The sequence below is a fragment of the Aeromonas sp. R5-3 genome, from assembly GCF_040908225.1.
In the GTDB taxonomy this organism is placed as follows: Bacteria; Pseudomonadota; Gammaproteobacteria; order Enterobacterales; family Aeromonadaceae; genus Aeromonas; species Aeromonas dhakensis.
In genome coordinates this window covers 24,287-44,192 of record NZ_JBFODH010000018.1, presented here as the reverse complement: position 1 = coordinate 44,192, position 19,906 = coordinate 24,287, and the positions used below count along the sequence as shown (strand labels likewise).

Here is a 19,906-nt window from a genome sequence, read left to right as displayed (position 1 = left end):
CTGACTCGGCAAGGGGAGGAGACGGGCGATGGCCATGTGTCGATATCTGGTGGCGGATGGCCGCCACTGCAGCGAAGAGGCGGGGGAGCATGATCTGTGCCGCTGGCACGATCCCCATAGCCAGCATCAGGATCCCCACACCGCCCGCGAGCTGGAGCACTACGTCCACCAGGGCGGCCTGTGCCACGGCCTGCAACTGGCCCGCGCCAACCTGGCCGGGCTCAATCTGGTGAAGAAGGGCGCGCCGCACGGCTTTCTGCTGGAGCAGTGCAACCTCTACCGGGCCAATCTGCAGGGGGCTCACCTCTACGGTTTGCGCATGAAAGGGGGCAGCCTGATGAAGGCCGATCTGAGTGATGCCAACCTGCACTGCGCCACCCTCGACAACGTCAACCTGCTCGGCATCCGCTGGCACAACACCCGCCTCGACAACCTGGATACCGGCAAACGGCTGATGCAGGACAGAAAGGGGCGCCGCGAGCGGGACCCGGCGCAGGCCCGGATCTGGTTCAAGGAGGCCGAGGAGACCTACCGGGATCTGCGCAAGGCCTCGGAAGCGCAGGGCATCTTCACCATGTCCGGCCGCTACATCCAGCAGGAGCTGACCATGCGCCGGCTGCAGCTGCCATTCTGGTCCGGCCGCCGCTTCACCTCCTGGATCGTCGATCTCTTCTGCGGCTACGGCGAGGCCCCCATGCGGGTGGTGCTCTTCTCCCTGCTGCTCATCTTCATCTGCAGCCTCTTCTACTTCTTCTTTGGCCTGAGCTTCAACGGCAACCACCTCGTCTATCGGCCCGGCGCCCCTTTCGAGCAGAACGCCATCTTCCTGCTGGAGTGCCTCTACTACAGCGTGGTGACCTTCACCACGCTAGGGTACGGGGATTTCACCCCGGTGGGACTGTCGCGGATCTTCGCCGCCTTCGAGGCCTTCACCGGCAGCTTTACGCTGGCGCTGTTTGTGGTGGTGTTTGTCAAGAAGATGACCCGCTGACAACCTCTCGCGACGGATCGTGAACAGGTTACCGAGCAGCTGCGCCAGTCACAGCCCCCGAACTTGCATCCACGGCGGATTCCTAGTCCAATAGCCACTTATAAAAATGACATGAGCATCCCGGACATGAAGATCATCTCTTTCAATATCAATGGCCTGCGCGCCCGTCTGCACCAGCTGCAAGCCATCATCGACAAGCATCAGCCGGATGTGATCGGCCTGCAGGAGATCAAGGTACACGACGAAGCCTTCCCGCTGGCCGATGTGGAGGCCATGGGCTATCACGTCGAGTTCCACGGCCAGAAGGCCCACTACGGGGTCGCCATCATGAGCAAGCAGAAGCCGGTCAAGGTGGAAAAAGGCTTCCCCACCGACGATGAAGAGGCCCAGCGCCGCATGATCATGGCCACCTTCGAGCGCGAAGACGGCTCCCTCATCAAGGTGATGAACGGTTACTTCCCGCAGGGTGAGAGCCAGGATCACGAGACCAAGTTCCCGGCCAAGCAGAAGTTCTACGAGGATCTGCAGCACTACCTCGAGACCAATCACACCCCGGGTGATCAACTGGTGCTGATCGGGGATATGAATATCTCCCCCACCGATCTCGACATCGGCATCGGCGAGGCGAACCGCAAGCGCTGGCTGCGGGACGGCAAGTGCTCCTTCCTGCCCATCGAGCGCGAGTGGATGGAGCGTCTGAAAGGGTTCGGCCTGACCGACACCTTCCGCGCCGCCAACCCCACCGAGTGCGAGCGTTTCTCCTGGTTCGACTATCGCTCCAAGGGCTTTGACGAGAACCGCGGCCTGCGCATCGACCTCATCATGGCCTCCGACGCCCTCAAGGACAAGGTGACCGAGACCGGCATCGACTACGAGCTGCGCGGCATCGAGAAGCCCTCCGACCACGCCCCCATCTGGGCCTGCTTCGCCTGATAACGACAACTGAGGGGGCATTTGACGCCCCCTCTGTGACCAAGCCCCCACTTCCCCCGTTTTTTCCTTCTTATAATTTCTCCCTGAGCCCTCGCATCCGGGCAACACCACGCCGAAAGAGGCCTGCGGGCTGACACAGATTGTCGCTGGCCCCTCGCCCCCATGCCGCCAGATGCAGACAACTTTCACTGCCGAGCAGCTTGGGTTCAATATTCGTGCTTTATCATTAAAAAACTGTCAGTAATCCAATAAGTTAAATTTGTAACCATGCAGTTAACCATGTTCATGAAGAGAAAGGGTGGGCGCGGCAATCGTGCACCATCCCACAGGAGTGTGATGATGAAGGTGCAATCCGTCAGGGAAGAGATGTTCAAGCGCGGCTGTATCGCCCTGGCACTGGCCAGCGCACTGACCGCCTGTGGTGATGAACCCGCCGCCAGTGCCCAGGCACTGCCAGCGGTGCCCGTGGTGGTGGCCGAGGTCAAACTGACCGACGTGCCGCTGACCACCGAGATGGTGGGCGAGACCGCCGGCTTTCGCGAAATTGACGTGCGCTCCCGGGTGAGCGGCATCCTGCTCAAACGCACCTACATCGAAGGGCAGCCGGTCACCGCCGGTCAGGCGCTGTTCCTGATCGACCCCGAGCCTTACAAGGTGGCGCTGGAGCAGGCCAAGGGCACCCTGGCCCAGGAGCAGGCGCGCCTCAACAAGGCTCGCGCCGACCGCGATCGCATCATCCCGCTGTTCAAGCGCCAGGTGGTGAGCCGCAAGGACTATGACGACACCATCGCCAACTACGAAGCCGCCGTCGCCAGCCACCAGGCCGCCCAGGCCAAGGTGAAAGAAGCCGAGCTCAACCTCAGCTACACCCAGGTCACCGCCCCCATCAACGGCATGGCGAGCAAGAGCTCCCAGTCCGAGGGGAGCCTCATCTCCACCAGCGGCGAGAACGGCCTGCTCACCACCATCACCCAGTTCGACCCGCTCTACGTCAACTTCTCCTACTCGGAGCAGGATCGCCTCAACTTCGATAATGCGGTGAAGCAAGGGTTGATTGAAGCCAAGGACGCCACCAACTGGCGTACCCACATCCGGCTGGCGGACGGCTCCGTCTATCCCCAGGCGGGCAAGCTCAACTTCTCCGACAGCCGGGTCGACCCGGCCACCGGCACCATTCGCGCCCGCGCCATCTTCGACAACAAGAACGGGGTCCTGCTGCCCGGCCAGTTCGTGCGCATGACCATCGATCTGGGCACCCGCAAGAACGCCATCGTGGTGCCGCCCCGCGCCATCGTCCAGTCCCAGGCCGACCGCATGGTGATGGTGGTGGATGCCGACAACAAGGTGGTGCCCCGTCCGGTCAAGCTGGGGTCGGTGGTCGACAGCGGCGTATTGATCGACAAAGGCCTGCAGGCCGGCGATCGCTACATCGTCGAGGGGCTGATGAAGGCTCGTCCCGGCGCCGTGGTCAAACCGGTTTCCGCCGAGGAGATGAAGGCGATCAACGCCAAGATCACCCAGGGTGCCGCTGGCAAATAAGGAGCCCCCATGTTTTCCAAGTTCTTTATCGAACGCCCCATCTTCGCCAGCGTGATTTCGATCATCATAGTGCTGGGCGGGATGGCGGCAATGCGCGCGCTCCCGGTGGAGCAGTATCCCCAGATCACCCCCGCCGTGGTCTCGGTGACCGCCTTCTACCCGGGTGCCACCCCGGAGGTGATCTCCCAGACCGTGGCCGCCCCCATTGAACAGCAGGTCAACGGGGTCGAGAACATGATCTACATGCAATCCGGCTCCGCCTCCAACGGCCAGATGAACCTCAACGTCTACTTCGACATCGGGGTCGATCCCGATCAGGCGACCATCGACGTCAACAACCGGGTCTCGGCCGCCATGGCCCAGCTGCCGGAAGAAGTGAAGAAGCAGGGGGTGACGGTGCGCAAGAAGTCCACCTCCATCCTGCAGGTGATCACCCTGCAGTCCCCCAGCGGATCGTTTGATACCACCTATCTGTCGAACTACGCCCTGCTCAACATCATCGACGAGCTCAAGCGGATTCCCGGCGTGGGGGACACCTCCCTGTTCGGCGGTACCGACTACGCCATGCGGATCTGGCTGCGCCCGGACCGACTGGCCCAGCTGCAGCTCACCCCGAGCGACGTGATCGGCGCCATCCGCGAGCAGAACACCCAGTTCGCGGCGGGCAAGATCGGCTCCCAGCCCACCAGCACCCCCACCGACTTCACCTACACGGTGCAGACCAAGGGGCGCCTCGATGACGTGAAGGAGTTCCAGAACATCATCATCCGCGCCATGCCGGACGGCTCCAAGATCCGGGTCAAAGACGTGGCCCGGGTCGAGCTCGGCGGCAAGGACTACGACGTGCTGGCCCGCGCCAACGGCAAGCCGGCCATCGGTATCGCCACCTACCTGCAACCGGGTGCCAACGCGGTGGCGGTGGCCGATCAGGTGCGCGAAACCATGGATCGCCTGCAGGGCCGTTTCCCGCAGGACGTGGAGTACCAGATCCCCTACGACACCACAGAGTTCGTGAAGATCTCCATCGAGGAGGTGGTCAAGACCCTGCTCGAGGCGATCGTGCTGGTGTTCGTGGTGGTCTACCTGTTCCTGCAGAACTTCCGAGCCACCCTGATCCCCTGTATCGCGGTGCCGGTGTCACTCATCGGTACCTTCGCCGGCATGCTGATGCTGGGCTTCTCCATCAACCTGCTGACCCTGTTCGGCATGGTGCTCGCCATCGGTATCGTGGTGGATGACGCCATCGTGGTGCTGGAGAACGTCGAGCGGATCATGAGCGAGAAGAAGTGCTCCGCCAAGGAGGCTGCCATCCTCGCCATGCAGGAGGTCTCCGGCCCCGTGGTCGCCATCGTGCTGGTGCTCTGCGCCGTGTTCCTGCCGGTTGCCTTCATGGGCGGCATGACCGGGGTGATGTACAAGCAGTTCGCCATCACCATCGCCGTGTCGGTGGCCATCTCCGGCCTGGTGGCGCTCACCCTGTCGCCGGCCCTGTGCGCCATCCTGCTCAAAGAGGGCCACCACCAGCCGGCCCGCTTCTTCGTCTGGTTCAACAATGCCTTTGACCAGCTGACCCGCCGCTATGTGCGCGGGGTGGCCTTCCTCAACCGCCGGGTCGGCGTGGCCTTTGGCATCATCGCCATCATCCTCGGCAGCAGCTATGTACTGTTCCACAAGGTGCCGGGCGCCCTGGTGCCGGACGAGGATCAGGGCTATCTCATCGGCTCCGTAATGCTGCCCGATGCCGCCGCCCTGACCCGTACTCAGGCGGTCGCCAATGATTTTGACAAGATGGCCATGGCCAACCCCAGCGTGAAGGACGTGGTCACCTTCTCGGGCTTTGACATCCTGTCCGGCTCCATCATCAGCAACCGCGGCCTCACCTTCATCACCCTGAAAGACTGGAAAGAGCGTCAGGGCGAGGGGCAGGACTCCTTCTCCCTGGCCAAGACCTTCCAGGGGATGAGCCTGATGGGGCTGGCCGATGGCTTCACCGCCACCTTCAACCCGCCTCCCATCCAGGGCATGTCCACCACCGGGGGTCTCGAAGGCTATCTGCAGAACCGCGGCACCGGCGACGTGCACGCCTTCGCGGGCGAGGTGCAACGCCTGATCGATGCCGCCAAGCAGCGTCCTGAGTTCGCCAGCGTGAGCACCACCTTCCGCGCCAACGTGCCCCAGGTCTACCTGGATCTCGACCGCGAGAAGGCCAAGGCGCTGGGACTGCCCATCAACGCCGTGTTCGACACCATGCAGGCCACCTTCGGCCAGGTATACGTCAACGACTTCAACCAGTTCGGTCGTACCTACCGGGTCCAGTTGCAGTCCGAGGCGGACTACCGCGCCAAGAAGGATGACATCCGCAACGTCTATGTCCGCTCCAACAGCGGCGAGATGATCCCGCTCACCAGCCTGGTGACGGTGCGCGATGCCACCGGCCCCGAACTGGTGGAGCGTTTCAACATCTTCCCGGCCGCCAAGATCATGGCCCAGCCGGCGCCAGGGGTGAGCTCGGGTCAGGCCATTGCCGCCCTAGAGGAGATCGCCGCCCAGACCCTTGGCAACGACGCCAAGCTGGAGTGGACCGGCGCCGCCTACCAGGAGAAAGCGGCCGCCGGCAGCGCCGCCACGGCGTTTGGCTTTGGCATCGTGATGATCTTCCTCATCCTGGCCGCCCAGTATGAGCGCTGGAGCCTGCCGTTTGCGGTGATCACCGCCGTGCCGTTCGCCCTGTTCGGCGCCCTGCTCGCCACCTGGGCCGTGGGGCTCACCAACAACGTCTACTTCCAGATAGGTCTGGTGACGCTGGTGGGGCTGGCGGCCAAGAACGCCATCCTGATCGTGGAGTTCGCGGTGATGAAGCACGAGGAGGGGATGAGCCTCATCGAGTCGGCCCTGGAGGCGGCGCGCCTGCGCTTCCGCCCCATCGTGATGACCTCGCTGGCGTTTATCCTCGGCTGTGTGCCCCTGGTCACCTCCAGCGGCGCCGGTGCGGCGAGCCGCCACGCCCTCGGCTGGCCGGTCATCGGCGGCATGCTGGCGGCGACCTTCATCGCCATCTTCTTCATCCCGCTCTTCTTCCGCCTCATCATGCGGCGCTCGGAAAAACGGGCCTGACCATTCGAGTCACGCTCACCCGGCCCCTCCTTCATGGAGGGGCTTTTTTATCGTCATCGTTCGCCGGCAAGAGAACACATAGCCGGCCACCTCCCAACGGACCAGTCAGGCCTCAGAACTGGTGTTGCACCCCTATGCTCAAGAAGTTCAGGTAGCTGTTGTGGTAGGTACCTGACAGCTGGGGACGACCGACCCCATCCTGCTCCACTGCCATATCCCCCAGCCAGGCCAGGGTATAGCTGGCTTCCGGCCTGGTGGCTGGTGTCAGCTGATAGCTGGCCCCCAGACCCCAGCGCCAGCTCTCGCCCAGCGGGAGGGTAACAGTGCGGTGCACGTCGTCCACGGCACTGCTGTCATAGCCGATGCCGCTGCTCAGGCGCAGGACCGGCGTCACATCAAACTGGGTGCCCAGGCTCAGGTGCCAGGTGTCCTGGTATTGCATATCAAGAGTTCGGCTCTGCAGTCCCGACGCGAGATCCACCTCGCCAAAGCGGGACCACTGCTGCCAATTGGCACTGGCCAGCAGGGCCCATTGCGGGTTGAGCTGGTGATAGCCACTCAGGGTCAGGGTCTGCGGGATCATCATCTCCACCCCCAGCCCGGCCCCATTCAGCCGGCTCAACGGCTGATCGTCCAGCTCCCAGTTCAATTCGGAGAAGTAGCTCAACCCGATGCGGGAGTCGTGATCCAGCTCGTAGAGCACCCCGAAGGAGGCGCCATATGCCCAGTCGCTGTCGGAAAATGCCTGACTGGTTGAACCGTTCGGCGTCATGTCCAGTGAGGCCTCCAGCGCCCCATGCATGGCGATCAGGCTGGCCCCCACCGACCAGTGGTCATCGACGCGATACGCCAGGCTGGGAGCAAAGGCGATCCCGGTCAGCTTGGCGGACTGCACATAGCCACGCCCCTGCCACCCCTCGCCATAATCGATCCCCAGCCCGTGGCTGCCGAAGAGCCCGAGGCCGGCGACCCACTGATCATCGATGGCGTGGGTCAGATAGAGGCTGCCGAGCGGGGCGCTCTGCAGGGCATTGCCGCCGTTGTTGCCCCCCTGGTCCAGATCCAGCTCGAGGTCGCCGTATACAGCGCCGCCATTGACCTGCAACTGGGTGCCTGCCAGCCTGGTCATGCCGGCCGGATTGCTGGCGATGGTCTCCGCCCCCTGGGCGCGGGCGGCTGCCCCTGCGTTGGCCAGGGCACTGTTGGCCGCGCTGGTTTCATACAAGGCAAGGCCGCCGGCCATGGCAGAGGGACTCAGCAAGGCTGCAAGCATCAGCGACAGCCGTCGTTGCTGCATATCGTTACTCCCGAACAATGAACTGGATGGAGACTGCCAGAGAGACAGCTCAAACACCCGGTTTGACGCCCCGGCAACTTCTGACCGGTACGCATCCTAACGAGAGAAGAAGCCGGCTTCATTAGGGTTGGCTATACGCCATCGTTAAGTGACGCTTAACGATTCATCAGACCCCTCTCTGACACGCCCGGAGCCATTGACCTTCTCCTCAAGGCAAGGTTTACAGTGTCCCCAGTCATTGTCAGGATTTTCCCCATGCTCTCATCGAGATTGCCCACAGAACGCATTGCCCGGCTGCTGCTGGGGCTGATGCTCGTCTGCAATCTCACCCTCTGCATCGGCTGGCACGGGCTGGATGCCCTCAACGCCGCCATGGCGCAAGAGCATCAGGCCATGAGCAGCAGCGCCATGCAGGGACTCTCCTGCCACGGGGCATCCCAGGATGCCGGGGCACCAGATGCCGCCAGCCAGGAGTGCCAGATGCACGGCGGGCTCACCTCGAGCAGCAGCCCTGGCTTGCCGCTGCTGGCCGCCCTGCTGACCCTGCTCGCCCTGCCGCTGTTGCTGCTGCCCCTCGGGACTGCCAGCTGCGTGCTGGACAACTGGCTGCGGGATCCCTTCCTGCGATCCCGCGGTACCCACCCTCCCTCCTGGCCGCGCCGACACCTGATGCTGTCGGTGCTGCGCCACTAGAAAGCACTTCTCTCGGGGCGGCCCTTGCCCGTTGCCGCCCACCTTGCCTGACCCTGTGTCGCCGGCTGACCCGGCCATGGCACAGGGAGCCGTGCGCACGCTGACCATTCAGCCGCGCCCAGTTTGCCGCCCGGACTCTGGTGATGCCTTGCCTGCACACCCCCTCCGGCGCTCTGACAGAAGAGAAGAAGTATCATGTCATATGCCCCGATCCCCGGCCCCGTGGCCGAACACGGCCGCCCCGCGCCTCTTGCCCACTGCGCCGACCTGCCCCACCCGTCCCGGACAGGAGGTGCGCGATGAGCCGGACCCTGCTGCTATCCACCCTGCTGCTCGCCCTCGGCGCCGGTGGCGGCTACTGGGCCGCCAAACAAGCGGACGGTGGCGCCACCGCCAAGGAGAAGACACCGCTCTACTGGGTCAACCCCATGGATCCCCGCGACAAGCGCGACGGCCCCGCCAAGGACAACATGGGGATGGACTTCATCCCCGTCTATGAGGAAAAACAGGGCGGATCCCCCGGCACCGTCACCATCAGCCCCGAGATCCAGCAGAACCTGGGGGTGCGGCTGGCCAAGGTGGAGAAACTGCCCGTCCACCAGCAGATCGAGACGGTGGGCTATGTGGGTTATGACGAGGAGCGCCTCGAAGCCATCAACTCCCGGATGGCGGGCTGGATCCGCAACCTCGCCATCAAGAACGAGGGGCAGCAGGTCACCAGGGGCAGCTTTATCTACGATCTCTACGCCCCGGATCTGGTGAACGCCCAGCACGAATACCTGCTGGCGCTAGGCACCACCAACCCGCTGCTGCTGCGCGCCGCCGAGGGCAAACTCAAGTCGCTGCAGGTACCGGCGGATCAGATAGCGGCCCTCAAGCGCACTCGCAAGGTGCAGGAGACGGTGCGCATCTATGCCCCCAGCAGCGGCTATGTCTCCGAGCTCAAGGTGCGGGAAGGCCAGTATGTGGAGCCCGCCGCCCCCCTGTTCAACATCAGTACCCTCAAGCAGGTATGGGTGAGCGCCGAGGTGTTCGAGCGCCAGGCCGCCCAGATCAAGGTCGGCGATCCGGTCACCATGACCCTGGACTATGCCCCGGGCCGCCGCTGGCAGGGTCGGGTGGACTACCTCTACCCGACGCTCGATGCCAGCACCCGCACCCTGCGGGTCCGCCTGCGCTTTGACAACCCGGACGAGTTCCTGAAACCCAATATGTTCGCCAAGGTGAGCATCAGCACCGGCAAGGGAGAACCCCGCCTGGTGGTGCCGAGCGAAGCGGTGATCCGCACCGGCAGCCAGGACAGGCTGGTGCTGGCGCTGGGGGATGGCAACTTCAAATCGGTGGCCGTCACCCTGGGCCCCCAGTTTGGTGACAAGGTCGCCATCGACGAGGGAGTCGAAGCCGGTGACAGCATAGTCAGCTCGGCCCAGTTCCTGCTCGACTCCGAATCTGCCATCGATTCGGACTTCCAGCGCATGACGGCGGTGCGTCCCATGCAGGTGTGGACCCAGGGCCAGGTGCAGAACATCGATCTCGCCGGGCGCACCCTCGGCATCTCCCACCAGCCCATCCCCGAGTGGCAGTGGCCCGCCATGGAGATGGACTTCACCGTGGCCGACGATGTGGACATCAGCCAGCTGAAACCGGATCAGACCCTGCATCTGCAGGTAGAGCAGGAGGGGGACGAGTACCGCATCATCCAGATCCATATGGAAGATAAACCGGCCGCGGGCGACGCAATAAAAGAGGCCAAGGGCGAGATGCCAGGCATGGAAGGCATGGATCACAGCCAGCACCAGATGGGGGATAAATCATGATCCCGGCCATGCTTCGCTGCATTGAGCACAAACCCAACCTGCTGCCAGCCCACCGAATGAGAGGAGCCCAGTCATGATCCCTTCCATCATTCGCTGGTCCGTCGGCAACCGCTTTTTGGTGTTGCTGCTGACTGTCATGCTCACCGCCTGGGGCCTCTGGTCGGTCAAGCAGACCCCGGTGGACGCCCTGCCGGATCTCTCCGACGTGCAGGTGATCATCAAGACCTCCTACCCGGGCCAGGCGCCCCAGGTGGTGGAGGATCAGGTCACCTACCCGCTCACCACCGCCATGCTGGCGGTGCCGGGGGCCACCACGGTGCGCGGCTACTCCTTCTTCGGCGACTCCTTCGTCTATGTGCTGTTTGACGACAGCACGGATCTCTACTGGGCCCGCGCCCGGGTGCTGGAGTACCTGAGCCAGGTTGCCCCCAATCTGCCCGCCGGGGCCCAGCCCCAGCTCGGGCCGGACGCCACCGGGGTGGGCTGGGTCTACCAGTACGCCCTGGTGGACAAGAGCGGCAAGCACGATCTCAGCGAGCTCACCTCGCTGCAGAACTGGTTCCTCAAGTACGAGCTGCAGACGGTGAACGGCGTCTCCGAAGTGGCCACCGTCGGCGGCATGGTGCGCCAGTACCAGGTGCGAGTCGATCCGGACAAGCTGCGCGCCTACGGCATCCCGCTCTCCCTCATCGAGACCGCCATCAAGCAGGGCAACCAGGAGACCGGCGCCTCCGTCATCGAGATGGCGGAGGCGGAGTACATGGTGCGCTCGAATGGCTATTTGAAGAGCGTGGAGGATCTGAAGCAGATTCCGCTTGGCACCAATGTGCGCGGCGCCCCCCTGCTGCTGGGTGACGTGGCGGACGTAGTCACCGGCCCCCAGATGCGGCGCGGCATCGCCGAGCTCAACGGCGAAGGGGAAGTGGTGGGCGGCATCATCGTCATGCGTTACGGCGAGAATGCCCAACACACCATAGACGGGGTCAAGGCGCGGCTGGCCGAGCTCAAATCCAGCCTGCCGGAGGGGGTGGAGATCGTCACCGTCTACGATCGCTCCGACCTTATCCAGCGCGCCATCGACAACCTCTCCGGCAAGCTGGTGGAGGAGTTCGCGGTGGTGGTGCTGGTCTGTCTCGCCTTCCTGTTCCACCTGCGCTCGTCGCTGGTGGTGGTCATCACCCTCCCTATTGCGATTTTGACCGCCTTTATCGTGATGCATCTGCAGGGGATCAACGCCAACATCATGTCGCTGGGGGGTATCGCCATCGCCATCGGCGCCATGGTGGATGGCGCCATCGTGATGATAGAGAACGTCCACAAACACATGGAGCGGGAGGCGCTCACCGACAAGAACCGCTGGCGCATCATCACCGAGGCGAGCATCGAGGTCGGGCCGGCGATTTTCTTCTCCCTGCTCATCATCACCATGAGCTTCCTGCCGGTGTTTGCGCTGGAGGCGCAGGAGGGGCGCATGTTCCATCCGCTGGCCTTCACCAAGACCTACGCCATGGCCGCCGCCGCTGCGCTCGCCATCACGCTGGTGCCGGTGATCATGGGCTACTTCATCCGCGGCAAGGTGTTGCCCGAGCAGGCCAACCCCCTCAACCGTGGCCTGAGCCAGGCCTATATCCCGCTGCTCAACGCCGTGCTGGCCCGCCCCAAGACCACGCTCGCCGCCGCCCTGGTGGTTACGCTCGCGGGCTTCTGGCCGCTCCAGCACCTGGGCTCCGAGTTCATACCGCCGCTCGATGAGGGGGACATCATGTACATGCCCACCACCGCGGCCAACATCTCGGTGGGCAAGGCGCGGGAGATTTTGCAGCAGACCGACAAGCTCATTCGCACCGTGCCCGAGGTGCAGAACGTGTTCGGCAAGGCGGGACGCGCCGACTCGGCCACCGACCCGGCGGATCTGGTGATGATGGAGACCAGCATCCAGCTCAAGCCCCGCGATCAGTGGCGCCCCGGCATGACCCCGGAGAAGCTCAAAGAGGAGCTCGACTCCCTCATCCGTTTCCCGGGCCTCACCAACGCCTGGGTGCCCCCCATCAAGACCCGCATCGACATGCTGGCCACCGGCATCAAGACCCCGGTGGGGATCAAGATTGCCGGGCCCGATCTCAAGGTCATTCAACAACTTGGCCAGCAACTTGAGCAGATCGTCGGCAAGGTGGAAGGCGCTTCATCGGTCTACGCCGAGCGGGTGGCGGGCGGTCGCTATGTGAAGGTGGACATCGACCGGCTCAAGGCGGCCCGCTACGGTCTCAACATCGCCGACGTGCAGGCGGTGCTCGCCACCGCGGTGGGTGGCATGGAGGTGGGGCAGACCATCGAGGGGCGCGAACGCTACCCCATCAACCTGCGCTATCCCCAGAGCTATCGCGACTCGGTGGCCAGCCTCGAACTGCTGCCCCTGGTCACCCCCAAGGGGGAGCGGATCGCCCTGGCGGACGTGGCCCGAGTCTACATCAGCGACGAGGCGCCTATGCTGCGCAGTGAAAACGCGCGCCTCAACGGCTGGGTCTACGTAGACATCCGCGGCCGCGACATCGGTTCCTTTGTGGCAGAAGCCAAGGCCGAGGTTAGCAAGCAGCTGGTGCTGCCACCTGGCTATGCCCTCAGCTGGTCAGGTCAGTACGAATACATGGAGCGGGCCATGGAGCGCCTCACCTACGTGGTGCCGCTCACCGTCGCCATTATCGTGCTGCTGCTCTATCTGGCGTTTCGCCGCTTCCAGGAGGTGCTGCTCATCCTCACCACTCTGCCGCTGGCGGTCGTAGGGGGGATCTGGACCCTCTGGCTGCTCGACTTCAACCTCTCGGTGGCGGTGGGGGTGGGCTTTATCGCCCTGGCCGGGGTGGCGGTGGAGACGGGCGTGCTGATGCTGGTCTACCTCAACCACGCCTGGGACGATCTGGTGGCCGGCGGCAAACCGGACCAGGCCGGCCTGCACCGGGCCGTGGTCCACGGCGCCGCCCTGCGCCTGCGCCCCAAGATGATGACGGTGGTGACCATCATCGCGGGCCTGCTGCCCATCATGTGGAGCCAGGGCACCGGCTCAGAGGTGATGCAGCGCATCGCCGCCCCCATGATAGGCGGCATGGTGACCGCCCTGGTACTGACCCTGCTGGTGCTGCCCGCCGCCTATTACCTCTGGCGCAGCCGCACCCTGAAGACCCTCGACCACACGACTGCGCAGACGGATACCCCGACTGCACCCTGATCAACCGGACAACCCAAACAAGGAAACCATCATGAACTACAAGACGCTGACCCTGACCCTGCTGCTGGGCCTTGCTACCCACACCGGCCTGCAGGCCGAGGAGATGATGAACCACGAAGGCCATGACATGAGCCAGATGGGTGACATGCAGCAGATGGAGGGAATGCAGGAGAGGGTGATGACCAAGGGAGTCATCAGCCGCATCGACGCGGCAAATGGCAAGGTGGGCATCAAGCACGAGGCCATCGCGAACCTCAAGATGCCCGCCATGACCATGGTGTTCCAGGTGGCCGACCCGGCCCTGCTCAAGGATCTGCAGGTGGGGGATGCGGTGCGCTTCCACGCCGAGAACCCGGCCGGCAAGCTGACGGTGACGGCACTTAAGAAGCAGTAACCGGAGCCAATAAAAAACGGCGGGATCATCCCGCCGTTTTACTGTCCGGCTCTCTTTAAATACCGTTCGCCGCTCAGCCGCGGATATGGTCGATAAAGGCGTCGATCTGCTCGCGGCCACAGGCCGGGTTCATGAAGACCGCCTTCTCACCGGCAATGTAGGAGTACTTGCCGCGGGCATCGTAGTCGGAGTGGGCGATGGCCTCCACCCAGTTGGTGTAGAGCCCCACCTTGCCACGCCCGGTAAAGAGGCTGCGGTGATAGTCGGTGTTGCGCTGCAGGCGCGCCTTGTAGGCGGGGTCCGTGCTGCGCGCCAGCTCGAAGGCGAACTCGGCCTCCGGATCGCTTACCCACTCGGGGTTGTAAATCTTGAAGCCCACACTCGGACCCTGGTTCTCCTGGGCCACCAGCTTGACGTTGCCGAGCTGGCTCAGGCGGAAGCGGAAGTAGTTGGCGTTTTGCAGGCAGTGGGCCAGCACGGTGCGATACCCCTCGACCCCCAGGTAGTTGAGGGCCGCATAGGCACCGAACAGGCCGCTCGCCCCGCGGGAACACTCGATGGTGGACTGCAGGTGAGTCTGACCCTGGATGTCCCGCTCAAAATAGGAGAAGTTCTCCGGGTCGTTCTCCATCGCCTTGAGATCGTCCTGCTCTTTTATCATCACCAGGCTGGAGGTGTAGGGCACATAACCCCACTTCTGGAAGTCGACGGTGAAGGAGTCGGCGTATCTGAGCTCGGCGAAGCGGCTCACGTTGCGCTCGATACCGGCGAGGGTGGCGGCGTTGATAGCGAGCGGGTTGGCGGCAAAGTCGTAATCCAGGAAGAAGATCATCGACCAGCCGATGGCGGCATCCACGTGGATGTGCGGCTTGACCGCCACCTCGAACCGCTCGCAGAGGCGATCCCGCAGCTCGACCACGGGTCTCACCTGGTCCACCCCGAAGGTGTCGGTGGTGCCCATGGTGAGCATGATGGTGGGCACCACGTGCTTGAGGGCAAAGCAGGCGGTCAGGGTGCGCTCCAGATGGTCGAGATCGATGTCGTTGTTCTCGCCCACCTGGATGCGGATGGTCTTGTTCTCGATGTCCACTCCGAGCAGGGAGAGGTTGGTGATGTTGGAGTAGTGGCCGCCCTGGGAGTTGATGATGCGGTAGTCCTGATAGTGGCCGAGCCCCTTGTGCTTGGCCTCGGGCAGGCTCTTGCGAATGCCGAGCAGGTAGCCATAGAGGTTACAGAAGGTCCCCCCCTGGGTGAAGATGCCGGTGGCGCGGGCCGGATCGTAACCCGCCAGCAGGGCAATCTGGCGCACCACCTTCTTCTCCAGCTCCTCGGCCACCCCGGCATACTCGGAGTAGACCAGGTTGGGGTTGGCGAGGATCCCCATCTGGGCGCCGTAGATGGCGGGATCCGCCGACATGGTGACCACGTTCTCGACGCTGGAGGGGTTCTCCCAGTCTTTGGAGAGGGCGCCGGCAAACAGCAGCTCCGCCATGGGCTCGCCCGGCGTGCGCATGGCTTGCGGCACCGGCATGGTCTCGCACAGGTCGGCGAGACGGGCGCGACCATCGGGCCAGGCGTTCAGCCGCGCCGACGGGGCCAGGCCGCGGGCGCGAAACTCGTTGAGGGTGGCGAAGCCGGGTTCACGAAAGACCGGCCAGAGATCGGGATTACGCGAGAAAAAGTTGGCTTTGACTGTGGTAAAACGACGTTCGAATTCGGGGTGGATGGCGTTGACGCCTTCATCTTTCAAATAGACCAAGTCACTCATTTTTATACCATTAGTACAGCAAATGTGCTGCCCTTATACCCCTGGGTCACCGTTTGAAACAGCGACAATATCTAATGGCCTCCCCTACTTTTTGTCATGCATGAGGGCGGACAACGGCTGGCAAAAAGGCGCCTTTCGGGCGCCTCTTTTGATTTTGTGATCCACCCGCCCCAGCGGCGAGAAAAGCGTCAGCGCAGCGATGCCAGCAACCAGCGCGAGAATGCCTCCAGCTCGATCTGCAGGGCCGGGAACTCGCGGCACCACTGGCGCAATAGCTTATCGATGACCTCCACCTGATAAGCCACCCCGGGCAAGCGCGCGGCCAGCGCATCCAGCGGAGCCGGCTCCAGGCTGTCGCTGAAGATCTGCGCCCGCCCTATCACCCCCTTCTCCACATCGAAGTGCAGCTCTACCCCGCCCCAGCCGAAACGCTCGTCCAGCTGATGGGTAAACGCCGGGGCGTGGCCGAAGTTCCACTCCCAGCTGCGCTGGCGGGCGAAGGTCTCGGCAAAGCCGGGCAAGTCTGGCAGCCGCTCGGGGGAGATGTGCTCTGGCCGTACCCGCTCACCGTAGTGGCTGAAGAAGGCCTCGCACAGGGCCTGGCTCACCTGGCCATGGTCGATGCCCGGCAGCAGCTCGCCGAGGTTGGCCACCCGGCTGCGCACCGAGCTGATCCCCTTGGCCGCCAGCTTCTTGGGGTCAGGATTGAGGTAGTGGGCGAGCCGGCCGAGGTCTGCGTCCAGCAACAGGGTGCCGTGGTGAAAGCCGCGATCATGGGTCTCCCGATAGGCCGAGCCCGACACCTTGCGATCCCCGTCCGGGGTCGCCACCAGCAGATCGTTGCGACCGGAGGCGAAAGCCTCGACCCCGAGCCTCTTGAGCGCGTCCAGCACGATGGCGGTGGAAACGCTCTTGTCATACTCCGGCTTGCCCGCCATGAAGGTGAAGCAGCTGTTGCCAAGGTCGTGAAACACGGCGCCACCACCGCTGCTGCGGCGAGCCAGGGTCACCCCGTCCTCTTCCATGCGGCGGGTATTGCACTCCTTCCAGGGGTTCTGGGCCCGGCCGATCACCACGGTATTGGCGTTGCGCCACAGAAACAGCACCCGCTGATGCGGGTCCATCTGGCGAAAAATGCACTCTTCCACCGCCAGATTGAACAAAGGATCGTGGGAGTCGGACAACAACAGACGCAATCGGGACATGAGAAGGCCTCATCGGGATGGGAGAACCGCTATCATACCACCCGGGCAGCAAGGATCCGCTTCCCCCCTCCCGCCAATAATTGACTCATAACGCAATAATCGCAGTTTCGACACATTTCGACAGCAAGTTGAAAGTATCCCGTGATACGGCGACACAGACTGACGCATTGCGCTAAAAAGAGCCCAAACACTCGCGCTTATTGAGGTAATCGACAATCAAATACGACTAAAATGCGACCATTTTTATAGGTCATATGGCTCCGTAATTCTTCGCTTAATTGCCAAAAATAACGAGCAGGAAGGCCAAATGTGATGAATGACACAGAAATCATTTTTTCTGTTACGCATCCCCTGTTATAGCGCCCTTTCGCCCCCTTGCGGGCAACAAGGAATTGTTTGACTCTAGGACGGACCATCGTCTCCCGAGAGGAATGAGTATGAGCGTCGTAAATTCCTCCCTTCATCGCCTGCTCTGGTACCTGCCAATGCTTGGCTCGGCGATGTTTTGCGCCTTTTTTTCACCGCCGTCGAAGGCGGTGATTGACAAGGTGACAGTGCAGTTGCCCTGGCAACACCAGTTCCAGTTTGCCGGCTATTACGCGGCCCAGGCCAAGGGTTTCTATCGAGCCGCCGGTCTGGATGTCACGCTGCGACCCGCCATGACCGGCACCGATGTGGTCAACGAGGTGATGTCGGGCAATGCCCAGTTCGGGATCAGCGGCAGTGATCTGCTGCTGGCCCGCGCCAGCGGCCAGCCCATCGTGGTGCTGGCCTCCATGTTGCAGCACTCGCCACTGGTGCTGCTCACCCTGGAGCGACCCGACATTCGCCAGCCGGCGGATCTGGCGGGCAAGCGGCTGATGCTGGAGCCCGGCTCCCAGGAGCTGCAGATCTACCTCAACCGCCACACGCCACCGGAGAGCTGGATAAAGCAGCCCTACCGGCAGGGCTTGAAGGCATTGCTGGCGGGCAAGACGGATGCCATCAGCGCCTACAGCACCACCGAGCCCTTCTATCTGGCCAAGATGGGCATCCCCTACCGGGTGTTCTCCCCCCGCAGCATCGACTTCGACTTCTATGGTGACAACCTGTTCACCTCGGAACGCGAGCTGAACAGCCGGCCGGAGCGGGTCTATGCCTTCCAGCAGGCGACCCTCAAGGGGTGGCGCTACGCCATGGACAACCCTGCCGAGATGATCGACTGGATCGTGACCAACTACCCGAGCGGCGCCGGCCGTGATCTGCTGCAGTTCGAGGCCGACACCACCCGGGAGCTGATGCAGCCCGATCTGGTCGAGCCCGGTTACATGCAGCCGGAGCGCTGGCAGCAGATCGCCAGGAACTATCTCGACGCCGGTCTGCTGTCGGCCCTGCCCGATCTGGAGCACTTCCTCTACAACCCGGATAGGGAGCGGATCCGCCAGCAGCGCCAGCTGCTCGACAAGAGCGTGGCGGTGGCCATGCTGATCACCCTCTCCCTGCTGACCCTGCTCGGCATCTTCTGCTACCTCTATCTGCGCCTGCGCCAGGAGGCGCGCGGCCGACAGCGACTGACCCGCGAGCTGGCCCAGAGCGAGCAGCACTACCGCTTCGTGGCGGAGAACAGTGCCGACGTCATCTGGACCATGGACACCACCACCCTGCGCTTTCGCTATGTCAGCCCCGCCATCCAGCCGCTCAGCGGTTACGACCCCACCGATGTGCTCACCCTCCCCCTCAGGCAGCTTATTCCGGAGACATCCAGAAAGCAGCTGCGCGCCGAGCTGAGCGGCTCCCTCGCCGCCTGGCAGCGCGGCGATCACGAGCAGACCCGCTGTGTCATTCGTACCCAGCTGCGTCACAAGGAGGGACATCTGGTGGCCACCGAGACCATCACCACCCTGCATGGCAACGAGCAGGGCCAACCCGATGCGATCCTGGGGGTCACCCGCGACATCACCGAGCGGGCCGCCAGGGAGGAGATGATGCGCCGGCTCGCCTTCTACGACCCGCTCACCAACCTGCCCAACCGCCGCCTGCTGCAGCAGCGGCTGAAGGAGGTCATGGAGGGCAAGGTGGCCCAACTCGCCCTGCTGTTCATCGATCTCGACCACTTCAAGCCGATCAACGACACCTTCGGTCATGAGACCGGTGACGTGCTGCTCAACATGGTGGCCGAGCGGATGCGCCACTGCGTGCGGGAGCGGGACCTGGTGGCCCGCCTTGGCGGGGACGAGTTCGTGATCCTGCTGCCCGATACCGGTGACGAGGCGCTGACGGTGGCCGACCACCTGCACCAGCGCCTGCGCCACCCGTTTCGCATCGACGAGGAGCAGGAGCTGCGCATCTCCAGCAGCATAGGAGTGGCCCTCTACCCGGAGCACGGCACCGACCCCAAGACCCTGATGCACCACGCCGATCAGGCCATGTATCAGGCCAAGGGACGAGGGCGCGGCCGGGTCTGCCTCTATACCGCCGGACTGGATCCGGAACAGGGCTCGCTGGTGTGGCAGAGCAGCCACGAGTGCGGCCACCCGCGCATCGATGCCGAACATCGCCAGCTGTTCGTGCTGACCAACCGGCTGCTGGAGCACATGAAGGATCACCAGGAGCACCCCGCCCTGTTCCTGGAGTGCATGGAGAATCTGTTCGACGTGGCACGCCACCACTTCACCTTCGAAGAGCAGGTGCTGGCCGAGCTGGGTTATCCCGAGTTCACCAGCCACCAGCAAGACCACCAGCTGCTGCTGCAAAAGGCTGACCAGCTGATGACCGCCGCCAGGGCGGGTACCCTTGGCAACGACGAGTTGCTCAACTTCATCATTCAGGAGCTGGTGGTCGGCCACATGAGCCAGGCCGATCGGCGCTACTTCCCGCTGATGAAGGGGCGCTGAGCCCCGCCAGCCGGCATATCTCCTCCCTGAACGTGTGAAACGAGAAGGGCCACCCGGGT

General features: G+C 63.5%; 12 protein-coding genes. 9 read left to right on the top strand and 3 right to left on the bottom strand.

Annotated elements, in window-relative coordinates; translation table 11 throughout:
- Positions 1–28: 28 nt before the first annotated feature.
- The 4 genes from AB5Y95_RS08545 to AB5Y95_RS08530 all read left to right on the top strand — a co-directional run bounded on the left by AB5Y95_RS08545 (position 29) and on the right by AB5Y95_RS08530 (position 6,577).
- Positions 29–991 carry an ion channel gene (locus tag AB5Y95_RS08545; RefSeq protein WP_368160547.1) on the top strand — a complete coding sequence of 321 codons (963 nt, stop codon included), beginning with the start codon at positions 29–31 and terminating at the stop codon, positions 989–991.
- A 126-nt stretch (positions 992–1,117) separates the two neighbouring features.
- Positions 1,118–1,924 (top strand): exodeoxyribonuclease III, encoded by an 807-nt coding sequence (gene xthA / locus AB5Y95_RS08540; RefSeq protein ID WP_005302963.1) that lies wholly within the window; start codon positions 1,118–1,120, stop codon positions 1,922–1,924.
- A 339-nt stretch (positions 1,925–2,263) separates the two neighbouring features.
- On the top strand, positions 2,264–3,463 hold the full coding sequence (locus AB5Y95_RS08535; RefSeq protein ID WP_024943359.1) for an efflux RND transporter periplasmic adaptor subunit: 1,200 nt from the start codon (positions 2,264–2,266) through the stop codon (positions 3,461–3,463).
- A gap of 9 nt (positions 3,464–3,472) precedes the next feature.
- The gene (locus AB5Y95_RS08530; protein ID WP_024943360.1) at positions 3,473–6,577 is read left to right on the top strand and encodes a multidrug efflux RND transporter permease subunit; all 3,105 of its coding nucleotides are present in this window, start codon (positions 3,473–3,475) and stop codon (positions 6,575–6,577) included.
- Between the two features lie 112 nt (positions 6,578–6,689).
- Here the strand turns inward: AB5Y95_RS08530 and AB5Y95_RS08525 are convergent, their stop codons facing one another.
- A complete protein-coding gene (locus tag AB5Y95_RS08525; protein WP_368160543.1) occupies positions 6,690–7,874 on the bottom strand; it encodes an OmpP1/FadL family transporter in 1,185 nt (394 codons plus the stop codon).
- Positions 7,875–8,129: 255 nt separating this feature from the next.
- Between AB5Y95_RS08525 and AB5Y95_RS08520 the strand changes: the two genes are divergently transcribed.
- The 4 genes from AB5Y95_RS08520 (at position 8,130) to AB5Y95_RS08505 (ending at position 14,001) form a co-directional block, all read left to right on the top strand.
- Positions 8,130–8,567 carry a hypothetical protein gene (locus AB5Y95_RS08520; protein ID WP_368160540.1) on the top strand — a complete coding sequence of 146 codons (438 nt, stop codon included), beginning with the start codon at positions 8,130–8,132 and terminating at the stop codon, positions 8,565–8,567.
- Positions 8,568–8,866: 299 nt separating this feature from the next.
- On the top strand, positions 8,867–10,384 hold the full coding sequence (locus tag AB5Y95_RS08515) for an efflux RND transporter periplasmic adaptor subunit (protein ID WP_368160537.1): 1,518 nt from the start codon (positions 8,867–8,869) through the stop codon (positions 10,382–10,384).
- A gap of 73 nt (positions 10,385–10,457) precedes the next feature.
- Entirely contained in the window at positions 10,458–13,607 is a 3,150-nt protein-coding gene (locus tag AB5Y95_RS08510) for an efflux RND transporter permease subunit (RefSeq protein WP_368160534.1), read from the top strand.
- 31 nt (positions 13,608–13,638) lie between these two features.
- Positions 13,639–14,001: a copper-binding protein gene (locus AB5Y95_RS08505; protein WP_054544432.1), complete on the top strand. Its 363-nt coding sequence runs from the start codon at positions 13,639–13,641 to the stop codon at positions 13,999–14,001.
- A 73-nt stretch (positions 14,002–14,074) separates the two neighbouring features.
- Here AB5Y95_RS08505 and AB5Y95_RS08500 read toward each other — a convergent pair whose 3' ends face one another.
- On the bottom strand, positions 14,075–15,769 hold the full coding sequence (locus AB5Y95_RS08500; protein ID WP_042006581.1) for a pyridoxal-dependent decarboxylase: 1,695 nt from the start codon (positions 15,767–15,769) through the stop codon (positions 14,075–14,077).
- Between the two features lie 188 nt (positions 15,770–15,957).
- The gene (locus AB5Y95_RS08495; protein WP_368160531.1) at positions 15,958–16,974 is read right to left on the bottom strand and encodes a lipoate--protein ligase A; all 1,017 of its coding nucleotides are present in this window, start codon (positions 16,972–16,974) and stop codon (positions 15,958–15,960) included.
- A gap of 437 nt (positions 16,975–17,411) precedes the next feature.
- On the opposite strand from AB5Y95_RS08495, the gene AB5Y95_RS08490 reads away from it, so the two are divergent.
- On the top strand, positions 17,412–19,847 hold the full coding sequence (locus AB5Y95_RS08490; protein WP_005302980.1) for a diguanylate cyclase: 2,436 nt from the start codon (positions 17,412–17,414) through the stop codon (positions 19,845–19,847).
- The last annotated feature ends 59 nt before the right edge of the window (positions 19,848–19,906 follow it).

Bases quoted from the DNA above. Each gene is read 5' to 3' on its own strand.
- AB5Y95_RS08545 (WP_368160547.1), top strand. From the start codon at position 29: ATGGCCATGTGTCGATATCTGGTGGCGGATGGCCGCCACTGCAGCGAA.
- xthA (WP_005302963.1), top strand. From the start codon at position 1,118: ATGAAGATCATCTCTTTCAATATCAATGGCCTGCGCGCCCGTCTGCAC.
- AB5Y95_RS08535 (WP_024943359.1), top strand. From the start codon at position 2,264: ATGAAGGTGCAATCCGTCAGGGAAGAGATGTTCAAGCGCGGCTGTATC.
- AB5Y95_RS08530 (WP_024943360.1), top strand. From the start codon at position 3,473: ATGTTTTCCAAGTTCTTTATCGAACGCCCCATCTTCGCCAGCGTGATT.
- AB5Y95_RS08525 (WP_368160543.1), bottom strand. From the start codon at position 7,874: ATGCAGCAACGACGGCTGTCGCTGATGCTTGCAGCCTTGCTGAGTCCC.
- AB5Y95_RS08520 (WP_368160540.1), top strand. From the start codon at position 8,130: ATGCTCTCATCGAGATTGCCCACAGAACGCATTGCCCGGCTGCTGCTG.
- AB5Y95_RS08515 (WP_368160537.1), top strand. From the start codon at position 8,867: ATGAGCCGGACCCTGCTGCTATCCACCCTGCTGCTCGCCCTCGGCGCC.
- AB5Y95_RS08510 (WP_368160534.1), top strand. From the start codon at position 10,458: ATGATCCCTTCCATCATTCGCTGGTCCGTCGGCAACCGCTTTTTGGTG.
- AB5Y95_RS08505 (WP_054544432.1), top strand. From the start codon at position 13,639: ATGAACTACAAGACGCTGACCCTGACCCTGCTGCTGGGCCTTGCTACC.
- AB5Y95_RS08500 (WP_042006581.1), bottom strand. From the start codon at position 15,769: ATGAGTGACTTGGTCTATTTGAAAGATGAAGGCGTCAACGCCATCCAC.
- AB5Y95_RS08495 (WP_368160531.1), bottom strand. From the start codon at position 16,974: ATGTCCCGATTGCGTCTGTTGTTGTCCGACTCCCACGATCCTTTGTTC.
- AB5Y95_RS08490 (WP_005302980.1), top strand. From the start codon at position 17,412: ATGAGCGTCGTAAATTCCTCCCTTCATCGCCTGCTCTGGTACCTGCCA.